Origin of the sequence: Prevotella sp. (assembly GCF_051059605.1) — a bacterium.
Lineage (GTDB): Bacteria > Bacteroidota > Bacteroidia > Bacteroidales > Bacteroidaceae > Prevotella.
Map to the genome: position 1 here is coordinate 1,057,110 of NZ_CP050883.1, position 13,560 is coordinate 1,070,669.

The following is a 13,560-nucleotide window of genomic DNA, read 5'->3' on the forward strand; positions in this document are numbered from 1 at the left end:
AAGTAATATATAATATTAAGAGCCCCAATACAAAATAATGTATTGGGGCTCTTGTATATGATAAAACTATCTATATTATTCTTTTATAAGCGAAAGTCGGGCCATAAGATAACATACGGTTGACTCGGCACCTTGATTCAAATTAATATTATTCTTTTCAAGTCCGTCATAACATCCACCTGTAGCAGGATTATATATGATTTGATGAAGATGATTGTTGCCCATAAACCAACTGAAAGCCACCTTTTGTTTTTGAATATATTCTTTATCTTGAAATTCATCATAGAATTTAGCTAAAGCAATTACAGTGCCGGCAACATCAACAGGCTGCTCGCCATATTTATTGTTTTGCTCACCTTTATTCAGCCAATTATGATTTGAGATAACCTTGATTTCTCCATCAATAAATATTTTCTCTAACAAAAAGTCAAACGACTCTTTAGAAATATCTTTAAACTTCTGACTTTGGGTCACATTATATGCACATAAAATGCTCTCTGGCAAAGTAGCATTCTCGTATGTAAGATAAGGTTCAAACCATTTCCATCCATTACATTTGGCAGAAATATATAAGTCAGATAATTTGTTAGCAAGCATTTCTATCTTATCATATAAATCAGGAGAAGGCTTTTTCATAAAATAATAGTATAATCCTTTAATAGCAAATGCAATGCTCCTAGGAGATTTTATTCTACTAAGATTTGAGAATGTGAGTCTGATAGCTTTTTCTGCTGCCCAAATATATGATTTATGAATGCTGTTACCATGTAAAATAAAATATCCAAGAGCCCATATAGCACGTCCATTACTATCTTCAAGTAGCACGTCTTCATTTTGAGCAGTAAACTTACCATCTTTATCTACATAGTTTTTCAGTGTTCCGTCTTCTTGCTGGCAAAGCGAAATGAAATTTAAATAACGTTCAATGTATTCACCGTATTTAGGATGCTCATCGCCCTCCTCTGCCATACAGATAGCTATCAGTGCTCTTGCATTATCATCAAGAGTATATCCAGATTCTAAATCAGGTTGGTTTCCATTTGAGAATTGTATAATTCCTAACTGTTGACTCATACTCAGAATATGATCTAAATTAACTTCTGGTAGCGAATATGTCAACCTTTTATCAGATTGCAGAATTTTCTCAAAAAGCAAAGTATAAGCTATAGCTGTATTTTCCCAAGCTGTGAATGCTGTTTTTTGCAATCCAGAAATACTCATTTGTGCACGAACGTTATCATCATTCAGTAGTATATTTGTAGACTTTGCTAACTGCAATGAATCATGGAAATTAAAAATGACTCCAGTATTATCGCTCAACAGTTCAAATGCATGAGGTATTGGCGTAGCAATGATTGGGCATCCGCAACTAAGTGCATAAACAAAAGTGCCGCTCACTGCCTGATTGGGATCAGAAGATGTAAACAAATATAAATCTGTCATCTGCAAATATTCAAGCAATATATTTGTATCAAGATATTTATTGATAAACTTTACATTGTTAGACAAATCAAGTTTCTTCACTTTTGCCTCAAGACTATCACGATAAACTTCTCCATATTTTTTAACCAACGTAGGATGAGTCTCTCCTATAATTAAAAATAAAACAGATGGATGTTCCTTTATTATAGCAGGCAAAGCATCAAGAGTTGTCTCAATGCTTTTACCAGGACTTAATAATCCAAATGTAGATAGTATTTTGCGCCCGGAGTATCCATATTTTTCTTTTAGCACATCTTTACTAATTTGTGAAACCAAATGAGTTCCATGTGGAATGATGCTTATTTTACTGTTTTCAACATGATACTCTTTTTGCAGAATATCTGATGATGATTTTGTCATCACTATAACAGCCTGACAAGCATCTATCACATTACACAAATACTCTTGTGAAAAATCTTTAGGATTAGACAATACAGTATGAAAAACAATAACAACAGGCTTCTTAATTGTTTGGATAAATTTCAAAAAAGCATCTTGGTTCTCAATATAAAGTCCGAACTCATGCTGAATACAGACTAAATCAACATTGGTATCATTATTAATCCTTTTTGAAATTATATCAAAATCTTTCTTATCTGATGTGTTTAAAACATACTTTACTCTGTCGTCGTATGAATGATGTTCAAGGCTTGATTCTACAGCACACACATCAACAATATAATCGTCTTGAAATTTCTTATTTATAGCTTGTATCAAGTCGTAAGAAAAAGTAGCTATCCCGCATACACGTGGAGGAAAAGTTGTAATACATAATACGTGTTTCATTTTGTATAATTTAGTAATTCATCAATTAATTCTTTTAAAGGCACAGAAGCACATGCAATGCATTTATCTGCTGCCCCATAATATATATAAAGTCTGTCGTCCCAGATTATCGCACCAGTAGGAAAGCAAACATGATTAACGACACCTTTAGTCTCATAATCTTTTTCTGGCTTTAGTAAAGGATATGGCAATCTTGCAATTTCTATAGATGGATTGAATTTATTTAGCAAAGCCACGCTTGCAGAATAAACATATCCTTCTGTTGTATCATAAACACTGTGATAAATCATAAGCCAGCCTTCATCTACCTTTATTGGCGGACAACCTGCCCCTATATAGCTTGATTCATAATTATAATGTGGCTTAAAAAATATATGCTTGTTAAAATTAGAATAGTAATCCTTCCAGAATGCAGGAGTAAGATCATCAATCTTATTGATAGACAAGCTCTGAATATCAGGTCTTATGCGATGAAGAAAGAAGAATTTTCCATTTATTTTACTTGGAAACATAACTAAATCCTTGTCCATTATATAAAGAAGCTTACCCGTATTTGTGGCAAATTGTCGTTGATTATATAAACGAAAGTACTTGTCATGATGAGGATGCTTATCATTCTTTAGCCATTCAACAAATTGCGAATAAGAAATCTGAGACGTTATTACTCCAGAACGCGTAAAATGCTTTAAGTCTTTTGAAGTAGCAAGTGCTCCAACAATATTATCACCATCATAAGCAGTATATGTCAGATAGTAAGTATCATCTATTTTTACTATTCGAGGATCTTCTATACCATGGCTTTCACTATCAAGACTTGGAGATAATATAGGTTTACTTGCCCTATAAACTACTTTTAATGGATTTTCAAGCCTACAATAACCTATTGACGAAATATTGCCTGTCTTTACAGCTCTGTAAAACATGTGTATCTCGCCACCATCAACAATTACAGCTGGATTAATCACACTTTCATTTTCAAAGTCTAAATTGGTTGTTTCAAGAATAACACCTTCTCTTTTTACTGCTATCATTGTGCTTTCTTTGTTATACTTCGTGTGAAACTGTCTCCAGTTCTATCTTTCTCAATCTGATAATCACTTTTAACCTTTATCTTATCTGTTTGAGGTTTTTTCCTAATTTCTCTAGTACCTTTATCCTTCATAATCTTAAATTTAAAATGTTAAATACTTGTCTACAAAATATATAGACATATTGATTTCTTGTAAATATAGTCAAAATATTCGAGAAAGACGAGAAAAATAATACTTATTTCGATTTAAAACTCTCAAATTACACATTTGGTGCTTATAAATACATTATTTAACCGATATGTCTCATTTTCAATGCGATACAGCGATGCAAAGCCATTGAGCTATTTAAAAAAATTCAATCTACATTCTTGCTAATTGATGTTTTTTTACTAACTTTGCATTAGGACCCAATTTTATAAACTTCAACATTGAAGAATAAATTGAGGGTAAATTCAAAATGGAATAGTTATGATTAAAATGTATGTAATGAAAACCTGTCCATATTGCGAATATGTTGAGAAGCAGGTTAAGGGAAATAATCAATTCGAGGTTATTGATATTAGCACACATGTAAAGAAGCTGAAGGAGTTTTTGGATCTTCGAGACAATAATTCCGCTTTTGATGAAGCCAAAAAGATTGGAGATGTAGGTATTCCTTGCTATGTTAAGGAAGATGGAACTATTACATTATCCTCTGCTGAAGTTGGATTAGAACCAATGCCAGACGGACCTGCATGCAGTATTGACGGAACGGGATGCTAAAATAGAGTTGAAACTGCGAGATGAGATATGAAGATGCATGGATGTGGCAAGATCAGATAACATCAACAGTAAACGCTTTAGGCTATACTATTTGGGATTTAAAATATGACCGTGAAGCTGATTACTTTTATTTGGAACTAAACGAAAGTTTGACAGACGACAACGCATCCGATCTATGTTCACAGATATCTTTATTTGCTGATTATAAAGGAATTGGATCTAACGGTTCATGTTTTACTATATATACATAAACAGCAATGAAGACGCAAGAACTTGATTTATTTCCAATAGATAATCAGAAAGAATGTCCCAGTAGTGAAGTCAAAAGCACACTTGATCTCGACAATATCTTTGACAGACTCTCCCACTCTAAGTTTCGCAGCAGTTTCTATCTTAACAACAAAGACAAGGAATATATAGCAAAAAGGGATTGGGATACAATTCGCAAAAATACAGCAGACATAATATCAAAGCGTCTCGCACCTGCCGACATACCTAATGACGGCAGACAAACACCTATGCGTCATGGAATATTTCCACCTTTCATTGCACAACATGCTACAGGATGCTGTTGCCGAGAATGTTTTGAAAAGTGGCACAATATTCCTAAAGGCAGACAATTATCTAAAGATGAGCAGCAATATGCTGTAGACGTTATTATGGAATGGCTTAAAAGGCATGTGTAATTAAATATGTTTATTTAAACAATAACAAATGTTGATATATATTGGCTACAATATATTGATTTTATTAGAAACATTACTTATATTTGCAAAATAATTATGCTTAATGGAATAATACTGAATACCATGAAAAGAATTATTTTAGCATCAATAGGAATTATGACTGCATTGGGACTTTCTGCCAAATCAGCCAATCCTATCAGGCTCAATCAAGTAGGCTACCTACCGCAAGAAGAGAAATACGTGGTTATAGACCAGATTGATCCGCAGAACAAGCTTATAGTAAAAAACAAAAAAGGTAATGTTGTTTGCAGACCAAAAGCTTTCCGCACTGCAAAATCAAGCATGTCTGGTAAGATTAGATATATTGTGGACCTTAGCGAAATAAAGACTCCAGGTAGATACACAATTAAGTTGGATAAATATCAATCATCACTCAACATATCAGAAAAGGCCTATCACAGTTTAGCTACAAGTTCACTAAAAGCTTTCTATCTAATACGCTCTGGCATAGACATACAGAGTAAGTATGCGGGTAAATATGCTCGTCATTGCGGTCATCCAGACACAACAGTGATAGTGCATCCATCAGCTGCCTCAGCTGCCAGACCTTCAGGAACAATCATTTCATCACCCTATGGTTGGTATGATGCTGGCGATTACAATAAATACACTGTAAACTCAGCATATTCAATAGGACTGATGCTTGATGTATATGAGCAAAATCAAAATTATTTTGCAAAGCTAAATACAAAGATACCTGAGAGTAAGAACTCTACTCCCGACATTCTTGACGAAATGATGTTTAATCTGAAGTGGCTTCTAACAATGCAAGATCCATCAGACGGCGGTGTATATCATAAACTTACAACACCTCACTTCGAGAATTTTATCATGCCCGGCAAATGCCATCAACCAAGATATGTTGTAGCAAAAAGCGTAACTGGGACATTGGACTTTGCTGCATGTATGGCTCAAGCTGCACGACTATTACAAGGAAACAAAGACTATCCTGAGTTTTCATCAAAAGTTCGCGAAGCTGCAATAAAGGCTTATGAGTGGGCTAAGAAAAACCCAAATGCGTTTTATAAGCAAAGTGATATTAACAAGAATTTCAAACCCAGTATAACTACTGGTGAATATGGGGATTTTCGCAGCAAAGATGAAATATTCTGGGCAGCAACAGAACTATACAGGCTCACGGGCATGTCACAATATAAAGAAGATGCAGAGAAAATGATGCCATCGTTTTTCATGAATTCATCATGGGGCATGGTGAGCGAACTTGGACTTTTTTCATGGATATCAAGCAATGATTCTGAAATGCGTACAAAGTCGCTTAACATGCTAAAAAAATATTGCGACAATCTAATTGACAATGTTGCCAAATCTGATTTTCAATCGCCATTTGGAAGTAGAAAATTTGATTTTGGTTGGGGATGTCTTGGAGGTAGTTGCTGTTTTCCTGCAATAGCAATGCTGTATGCCGACAAATACATTGATCCTGGAAAATACAAGAAATACGCTATAGAAAATATGGACTATTTACTTGGTCGCAATGCTACTGGATATTGCTACGTAACAGGATTCGGATATCTTAGTCCTATGCATCCTCATCACCGTATTTCAGCTTCTGACGGAATAGATGCTCCTTTTCCGGGATTACTTATCGGAGGCCCAAACCCAGGGCAGCAAGACAAGGCTGAAGGAAATCTAATATATCCTTCAGACATTCCCGACGAATCGTATCTAGACCAGACAGAATCTTATGCATCTAACGAGATTGCAATTAACTGGAATGCGGCTCTTGTAGGGATATCATGTTGGCTGGACGCTACAACTTACAAATAAATTATAAAGTAATATATGAACAAAAGCATCAATCTACGTGAGAATCTATCAGGCAGACTTCAAATGAATATAATACACGAAATATGCCTTCTCGCAAATGATGATAATAGAATTAAAGAAGAAATCTACAATCTTGCAATGGAAAGAGATGAACGCATAGCCTATAATGCGCTATGGATATTATCACATTTTGATTCTGTTGCAACTCAATGGCTTTATCAGAAACAAGATGAAATCATAGATCATGCAATAAACGAAAATCACGTTGGAAAACGACGTCTTCTATTATCACTTTTAAATCAACAGCCTTTTCATGAAGATTCGTTAAGGACTGATTTTATTGATTTCTGTATTTCAAAGATTCCATCAGCAGTAGAGCCATACGCAATAAGGGCACTTTGCATGAAACTAGCATACGAACAATGCAAGTTTTACCCAGAGCTATTGACGGAACTCAACTCATGTCTTGACATGCTTTCGCAAGAACCACTCTCTCCAGCTCTAAAATCAACACGAAAGAATATTATAAAGAAAATAATGCGTAAATGCCCCTCTCTAGTAAAATAATGATAATATTTAGCAATAATGAATAAAGTGATTCTATCATGTGCAATATGGCTTCTAACTTCAGCCTTTGCATCAGCGCAATCTCCCACAATTGCCGACCTTAAACCTGACACAATAAAAGTTACAACAGGATATTCTATGAAATTTCATTCTGCGATTCTTAATGAAGACCGCACGATTATGGTTTCTGTTCCTGAAGGATATGCTACTTCAAATAAGAAATATCCAGTGGTTTACATACTAGACGCTCAATGGAGTTTTAATCACGCTTCACAAAATCTTGCATGGCTGTCTAGCCCAGACAACAAAGTTATTCCACAATCAATTGTTGTTGGTATAAGTTCGGGAGGAGACAAACGTGAACACGACCTCACACCTACTATTGGTTCAGGAAATGGCGGAGGAGCTGATAGTTTATACATGTTTATTAAAAAAGAAGTAATACCATTTGTAGAACAAAACTACCGTACATACAATTATCGAATACTTGGCGGTGTATCTTATGGTGGACTATTCGTGATGAATGCATTTGTAAAAGACCCTTTATATTTTAATGGCTACATAGCAATGAGTCCTAGTATGTGGTGGGATAATCAGATTGCGTTGAAAAACACAGAGAAGTTGCTTGCCAAATCGACACAGCTCCCCACTCGCCTATTCATTACATTGGCAAATGAGGGAGAATCAATGGGAGTTGATTCGCTGGCATCATTACTAAAAAAGTATTCAACCAAACAACTTGTATGGAGATATGACAAGCATCCTGACGAAATACACAACACCATTAATTATAAGGGAATTTGGGATGGCGTGAAATTTATATTTAGCAACTGGTCTTATCCTTTGGTTGACTTCGCCTCTGCAGAAAAACCATTCATAGTTCCATCAAAAGATAAAACAGTAGCAAATCCAAAGATAGCAAAAGTACCAACTGCAAATTTGATTAATTATAGTGGACTATACCATGATTCGTATGGAAGATTAATCTCAATAGAGAAGTCACAAAATTCTCTTGTTATCTCATGTGATAGTTTACCTTCGTTTACCGTATATCCTGAGTCTAAAAACAAATTCTTTATTAAAACAGAGACGGCTCTTAATGATATGCACTTAAAGAGCGCACTCATTCAGTTTGAATTCTTTCCTAAAGATTCACTTACTATGTGTGCAAATGGCATAACATATTTCGGTGCTAAGAAAATCATTTCTTCACCATTAATATCGCTTTCAGAACAGACTAAGAAAGAATATGTTGGCAACTATATAGCATCTATTCCCAGTAACAACTTTAAAATTTCGATGGTTAACAACTCGCTTATGATATCAGCAGGCATGGCTACATCAAAAATGTATGCTATAGCAACAAATAAGTTTTTAATAAGGATTAGCGGTTTAAATCTTGAAATTACATTCACAAAAGACGATTCAGGCAAAATAGACAAAGTATACATATCAAAAGACGGCGAGATGCTTATGACTGCCAACAAATCAAACTAATGATTGTTGATAGTCTGAAAAAAGTATTTAAATACCAAGTAGACTATTTCAAATACTTTTTGTAACTTTGTAATCAAAAAAATATGGCAAGCAGAATTAAAATCAAGACAACAGAGGGTGACATCATTGTTCGCCTTTACGACGAGACACCTCTTCACAGAGATAACTTCATCAAATTAGCTAGCGAAGGATTTTTTGACGGAACATTGTTTCATCGTGTAATAAAAGACTTCATGATTCAAGGTGGTGACCCAGAGAGTAAAGGTGCACCAGCCGGAAAGAATCTAGGTGCAGGTGGACCAGATTATACTATTCCAGCAGAATTTGTTTATCCACAACTCTATCATAAGCGTGGAGCCTTAAGTGCAGCACGCCTAGGAGATGAAGTGAATCCTAACCGCGAAAGCAGTGGTAGTCAGTTTTATATTGTATGGGGCGATACTGTCAAGTCACAGGAACTAAAACAGCTTGAACGTCAAATGGCTATGCAACAAGAACAAACTGTTTTCAATCAAATTACTCAAGAACATAAAGCAGAGTTAATGGATTTGCGTCGCAATAGAGACCGTGAAGGACTCCAGGCATTACAAGAAAAACTTGTTAATGACACAAAGGCAAAATGCAAGGAGATTGGTATTCCAAAATTTACAGCCGAGCAAATAGAAACATACACCACAATTGGCGGAACACCATATCTTGACAACCAATACACTGTGTTTGGAGAGGTTGAAAGTGGACTTGATGTTGTTGAGAAAATACAGAACTGTGAAACATCACGTAACGATCGCCCAAAAACAGACATCAGTATGACTGTTGAGATTATGTAAACCCATAAGTAATCTCTCACATCATTTTAAAATTATTTGAATGATGTGAGAGATTTTTTTCTTTCATAAGATACTAATATTTAATAGATCCGGGATAAAAATTACTAAGATAACGTGAGTTCGACGAATTGTAAGTGTCTGTAAATTTGGTGATTAGCGAAAATTGTTGTAACTTTATAGTGTAAAAAATAAAAGAATTACAAACAATAATCGCTATGATCACCGAGGACAAAGTTACAGAAATATTCTTTATGGCAGATGACTTTTGTAAGTTTTTTGATACAATGATGTCAAAATACACGTTAAAGAGCTCCAAGAAACGGATTTATCATCGTGAATCAACGATGTCTAAAGCCGAAGTAATGCTTATCATAATTCTTTTCCATGATTCCGGCTATCGTTGCCTAAAACATTTCTATTTGGATAAAGTATGCCTCCATTTGCGCCATCTGTTCCCTAAATTAGTCTCATACAATCGCTTCGTAGAGCTGGAACGAGAAGTCGCCATCCCGCTGGCCCTGTTTATAAAGAAAGTTCTTTTAGGTAAATGTACAGGTGTGAGTTTCGTCGACAGCACCCCTCTGCGTGTTTGCAGGAACCAGCGAATCCACATCCACAGGGTATTTAAGGGAATAGCTCAAAGGGGAAAATGCTCTCTAGGATGGTTCTTCGGATTCAAGCTCCATCTCATCTGTAATGAGAAGGGGGAACTTCTGAACTTTATGATTACACCAGGGGATGTTGATGATCGAAAACCTTTGGAATATAAATCTTTTGTGGAATATATATATGGTAAGCTTGTTGGTGACAGGGGATATATCAGCAGAAATCTGTTTGAACGATTGTTTGTTGACGGTATACAACTCATCACTAAGCTTAAGAATAATATGAAAGGAGCTTTAATGTCTGTATCAGACAAATTGCTACTCAGAAAAAGAGCTATCATCGAAACGATTAATGACGAACTTAAGAATATTGCACAAGTAGAACACTCAAGGCACAGATGTTTTGATAATTTTATTGTGAATATTTTAGGTGCATTGGCTGCGTATTGCTGCTTTCCAAAAAAGCCATGCATCAATGTAAATAGAACTTTTGATACACAGCTTTCTTTATTTTAATTTCGTCGAACTCACGTTAAGATAATAGACCATTAACCGAGAACATCACCCCTCTAATGAATAAATAATCCCCAAAAAAACATAGAACAAACCTACATTATATACATTTTTGACTTAAACGATTAACAATCAACATATTAACCAATGTATATAAGTACCTTTTCCTACATCTTTCCTACATGATTCCTACATTATAAGCACGCATTTTTGCATAAAAAGATGAATTTTAATCATATCGCAATACGAAAATCGCTTTTTAGGTTGGATCATTAGGTCGTGTATCCGACTGTAAAGCAAATCATCATGATGTCTTTCTTGGAAATTATGAATATCAAAATTTCATTTTTATTTGTAAATAAAACTCACACATAAACCAATTTATAAACCTTATTGATACATCAACCCTTTTAGTAAAGGATTTCAGAATACGTAAAGTATATCAGTAATGATTTAAAAATATGTATAGTGTTTCCGAATGTATAACTACAAATGTGGATATTGATTCCGATCATAGCCAAAATGTATGAAGTGCAGCGAAAATAAAATCACCTTTTTCGGTGCGCCTTTGAGTAATAAGGGCCTAATCACTCTGCAAAGCATGTAGGATTACCGAGTGATTAGGGCCTAATCACTCCCTAAAATGTATAACAATGACTATGACTGGAATAGGTATACACATTTGTAGTTATACATTCTGAAACACTATACATATTTTTTAAACCCTTACTGATATACTTTACGAATACTGAAATCCTTTACAGAAACAATTGATATATTGAAATCTTATTACAAATCAGTTTAATATGTACATTTCTCTTACAAAGTTAAATAAAATTCCTCTATACACAAATACATTCCCATGAAAAACACCACGGTGGTTTGCCTTGCGGCTGGAGGCGTGAAGCCTCCAAAGAGCAACTACCTAAATTGCATTCTCATCTCTGCTGGAGTCTTCATACAGTTACTCATGTGTGGCCTTTTGTTATTATAGAAATTAATAATGGAGCTTATAATTTTCCTTGCATCCTCTAAGTTTTTAGGTCTGTCCATACGATACAGCCATTCCTGTTTGATAATCCCATTCACTCGTTCGGCAATGGCATTGTCAGTAGGTTTGTAATCCTCTGTCATGCTGATCGTGGCAGAAATGGAATTAAGTCGTTCCACATAAGCATTGCAACAATATTGTGAACCTCGGTCTGAATGATGTATAAGTTTGCTTAAGTCTGAATTACCAGCTTGCTTTATAGCCTGCTCCAAAGCTGCTATAGTATTGGTAGCCATAAGCGTGTCGGACAATGTCCAGCCGATTATCTCGTGTGTAAAGGCATCAGTGATAAGATGTAGATAACACACACCGTCTTTTGTTTCTATATAAGTAATATCAGCAACCCATAACTCATTGGGAGCAGTCGGTATAAAGTTCTTGATCATATTCTTGTACTTGTGATAATGGTGATTTGAATTTGTCGTATGCCGTTTACGCTGGGGCTTGAGCATAAGATGGTGAAAATGCAACAAAGCGTAGAATTTATCCCGCCCAACCATCTTTTCTGCATATAACTCCTTAAGCATGATAAAGAGTTTGTATGCTCCTATGCCTGGAGCTTCATTGCGTACTTCTCTGACTATACTGATAGTTGTAGTCTCTGTCAATTTTCGTTTTTCCAGCATCTCCTTGCTTACTGAATAATAGCCTACACGTGTTTTACCAAACAGCCCACTCAGACATTCTATTGATAGATTAGAATGTCTGGTGCGAAGGCTATTTACTGTTTGGCGCCAGCTTTTTTTAATAAGTCGATTCCGTAATCTTCCTTGCCTATTTTTAATAACTCATTAAGAGCTTCATTGCGAAGTTCGGAATACTCAAGAGCTTTACGAAGGCAAGATATCTCATACTCAAGTTGCTCTTCTTTTGTCTTAACCAAAGCTGCTTTGGCTTCATCTTTTTTCTTACGCATACTCATTACCTTTTGTATTGTTGTTGTTGACAAAGATAATGATTTATTGGTTAAGGGAAACTCTTTTTCCCACAAATGTAAAGAATGGGCTGCCAATATCCCATATTTGCGAGCAGTAAAACCATATGACAAATCATGCTCATACATGTCTTTTAATACTTGAAGCTTGAAGTCACGACTGTAACTTCGATGTTCCTTTTTTTTCTTTTGATTTTCCATCATTTAATTGTTAAAACGATGTATACCTTTTCTGTATTAAGTCACAACGGACTTACCTACATGGCATAATATATTGTATAACAATACGTTTGGCAAAAACATGTAGGAAACGGCATGAAAAAATCAAAAATAAAAAAATATTTTTGATAGTCACAATACAATTTGTTTCATAATTTGACTAATGGAATGAACTATATTGGAGAGGATATCACTCTTTAAATTGACAAAGAACCTAATTTAGCCTTTTCCTCTCTTGAGGAATAACACAAAATTCTCTTTAGAAAATTGACTTTTCACATACGGCATATAAGGAGCAAATTTCTTATACGACTTATACGGTTTATACTTCTTGTATGACTTATATGGCTCATACTTAGTATAAATGTCTAAAGCTTCTTTCTGAAAATCAACAATATATCCTTCATGGTCTATTATTGTGCCTTTTTGGAACCATCCAAGATGCTCTCCATTAAAACCATATACACTATAGTTATCTCCATTGGTAACCAAATAGCAAACTGGAGTTCCATCCCACAAATATATTGAGTTGTCTTCATCAGTTGTATCAATATATGCTACTGGATTTCCTTCGTGATCAAAAAGCGTTACTTCCTAAGAATCTGCACTACAAAAATGTGATATTAGCATAATAATTAAGATTAATAGTTTTTTCATATCATGATCATTATAAACATATACTTTTGTTCTACCAATTATATAAGCAAAAGCGCACTTTAAATTATTAGGCGGAACACCCTATATATAGGGAA

13 protein-coding genes and 1 pseudogene are annotated in these 13,560 nt (G+C 34.9%); 8 read left to right on the top strand and 6 right to left on the bottom strand.

What is annotated here, in order from left to right:
• Positions 1-75 precede the first annotated feature (75 nt).
• From HEQ28_RS04275 to HEQ28_RS04285, 3 genes are read right to left on the bottom strand one after another with little or no spacing between them, the layout of a single operon-like run.
• On the bottom strand, positions 76-2,268 hold the full coding sequence (locus HEQ28_RS04275; RefSeq protein WP_434503939.1) for a glycosyltransferase: 2,193 nt from the start codon (positions 2,266-2,268) through the stop codon (positions 76-78).
• The gene (locus tag HEQ28_RS04280; RefSeq protein ID WP_434503940.1) at positions 2,265-3,299 is read right to left on the bottom strand and encodes a glycoside hydrolase family 130 protein; all 1,035 of its coding nucleotides are present in this window, start codon (positions 3,297-3,299) and stop codon (positions 2,265-2,267) included. The genes HEQ28_RS04275 and HEQ28_RS04280 overlap by 4 nt, the downstream gene beginning before the upstream one ends.
• A complete protein-coding gene (locus tag HEQ28_RS04285; RefSeq protein ID WP_434503941.1) occupies positions 3,296-3,430 on the bottom strand; it encodes a hypothetical protein in 135 nt (44 codons plus the stop codon). Before HEQ28_RS04285 ends, HEQ28_RS04280 begins: the two co-directional genes overlap by 4 nt.
• A 337-nt stretch (positions 3,431-3,767) precedes the next feature.
• Here HEQ28_RS04285 and HEQ28_RS04290 point away from each other — a divergent pair, with 337 nt between their 5' ends.
• From HEQ28_RS04290 to HEQ28_RS04325, 8 genes are all read left to right on the top strand, one after another.
• Positions 3,768-4,061, top strand: coding sequence for a glutaredoxin (locus HEQ28_RS04290; RefSeq protein WP_434503942.1), 294 nt, complete (start codon positions 3,768-3,770; stop codon positions 4,059-4,061).
• 20 nt (positions 4,062-4,081) lie between these two features.
• Positions 4,082-4,312, top strand: coding sequence for a hypothetical protein (locus tag HEQ28_RS04295; RefSeq protein WP_434503943.1), 231 nt, complete (start codon positions 4,082-4,084; stop codon positions 4,310-4,312).
• 6 nt (positions 4,313-4,318) lie between these two features.
• Positions 4,319-4,747 (top strand): DUF4186 domain-containing protein, encoded by a 429-nt coding sequence (locus HEQ28_RS04300; protein ID WP_434503944.1) that lies wholly within the window; start codon positions 4,319-4,321, stop codon positions 4,745-4,747.
• 123 nt (positions 4,748-4,870) lie between these two features.
• Positions 4,871-6,595, top strand: a complete 1,725-nt coding sequence (locus HEQ28_RS04305) for a glycoside hydrolase family 9 protein (protein ID WP_434503945.1) — start codon at positions 4,871-4,873, stop codon at positions 6,593-6,595.
• Positions 6,596-6,610: 15 nt separating this feature from the next.
• Positions 6,611-7,162 carry a hypothetical protein gene (locus HEQ28_RS04310; protein ID WP_434503946.1) on the top strand — a complete coding sequence of 184 codons (552 nt, stop codon included), beginning with the start codon at positions 6,611-6,613 and terminating at the stop codon, positions 7,160-7,162.
• Between the two features lie 18 nt (positions 7,163-7,180).
• Positions 7,181-8,659 carry an alpha/beta hydrolase gene (locus tag HEQ28_RS04315; protein WP_434503947.1) on the top strand — a complete coding sequence of 493 codons (1,479 nt, stop codon included), beginning with the start codon at positions 7,181-7,183 and terminating at the stop codon, positions 8,657-8,659.
• An 83-nt stretch (positions 8,660-8,742) separates the two neighbouring features.
• On the top strand, positions 8,743-9,486 hold the full coding sequence (locus tag HEQ28_RS04320; RefSeq protein WP_434503948.1) for a peptidylprolyl isomerase: 744 nt from the start codon (positions 8,743-8,745) through the stop codon (positions 9,484-9,486).
• 215 nt (positions 9,487-9,701) lie between these two features.
• A complete protein-coding gene (locus tag HEQ28_RS04325) occupies positions 9,702-10,607 on the top strand; it encodes an IS982 family transposase (protein WP_434503949.1) in 906 nt (301 codons plus the stop codon).
• Positions 10,608-11,525: 918 nt separating this feature from the next.
• On the opposite strand, the gene HEQ28_RS04330 is transcribed toward HEQ28_RS04325, so the two are convergent.
• The 3 genes and pseudogenes from HEQ28_RS04330 to HEQ28_RS04340 all read right to left on the bottom strand — a co-directional run.
• Entirely contained in the window at positions 11,526-12,440 is a 915-nt protein-coding gene (locus tag HEQ28_RS04330) for an IS3 family transposase (RefSeq protein ID WP_434504424.1), read from the bottom strand.
• The gene (locus tag HEQ28_RS04335; protein WP_434503891.1) at positions 12,377-12,793 is read right to left on the bottom strand and encodes a hypothetical protein; all 417 of its coding nucleotides are present in this window, start codon (positions 12,791-12,793) and stop codon (positions 12,377-12,379) included. The genes HEQ28_RS04330 and HEQ28_RS04335 overlap by 64 nt, the downstream gene beginning before the upstream one ends.
• A gap of 234 nt (positions 12,794-13,027) precedes the next feature.
• Positions 13,028-13,384: pseudogene (locus HEQ28_RS04340) on the bottom strand (4-fold beta flower protein); the annotation flags it as partial.
• Between the last annotated feature and the right edge of the window lie 176 nt (positions 13,385-13,560).

Coding starts and splice junctions, on each gene's coding strand:
- HEQ28_RS04320 (WP_434503948.1), top strand. CDS start 8,743: ATGGCAAGCAGAATTAAAATCAAGACAACAGAGGGTGACATCATTGTT.
- HEQ28_RS04305 (WP_434503945.1), top strand. CDS start 4,871: ATGAAAAGAATTATTTTAGCATCAATAGGAATTATGACTGCATTGGGA.
- HEQ28_RS04275 (WP_434503939.1), bottom strand. CDS start 2,268: ATGAAACACGTATTATGTATTACAACTTTTCCTCCACGTGTATGCGGG.
- HEQ28_RS04295 (WP_434503943.1), top strand. CDS start 4,082: ATGAGATATGAAGATGCATGGATGTGGCAAGATCAGATAACATCAACA.
- HEQ28_RS04290 (WP_434503942.1), top strand. CDS start 3,768: ATGATTAAAATGTATGTAATGAAAACCTGTCCATATTGCGAATATGTT.
- HEQ28_RS04315 (WP_434503947.1), top strand. CDS start 7,181: ATGAATAAAGTGATTCTATCATGTGCAATATGGCTTCTAACTTCAGCC.
- HEQ28_RS04300 (WP_434503944.1), top strand. CDS start 4,319: ATGAAGACGCAAGAACTTGATTTATTTCCAATAGATAATCAGAAAGAA.
- HEQ28_RS04280 (WP_434503940.1), bottom strand. CDS start 3,299: ATGATAGCAGTAAAAAGAGAAGGTGTTATTCTTGAAACAACCAATTTA.
- HEQ28_RS04285 (WP_434503941.1), bottom strand. CDS start 3,430: ATGAAGGATAAAGGTACTAGAGAAATTAGGAAAAAACCTCAAACAGAT.
- HEQ28_RS04310 (WP_434503946.1), top strand. CDS start 6,611: ATGAACAAAAGCATCAATCTACGTGAGAATCTATCAGGCAGACTTCAA.
- HEQ28_RS04325 (WP_434503949.1), top strand. CDS start 9,702: ATGATCACCGAGGACAAAGTTACAGAAATATTCTTTATGGCAGATGAC.
- HEQ28_RS04335 (WP_434503891.1), bottom strand. CDS start 12,793: ATGATGGAAAATCAAAAGAAAAAAAAGGAACATCGAAGTTACAGTCGT.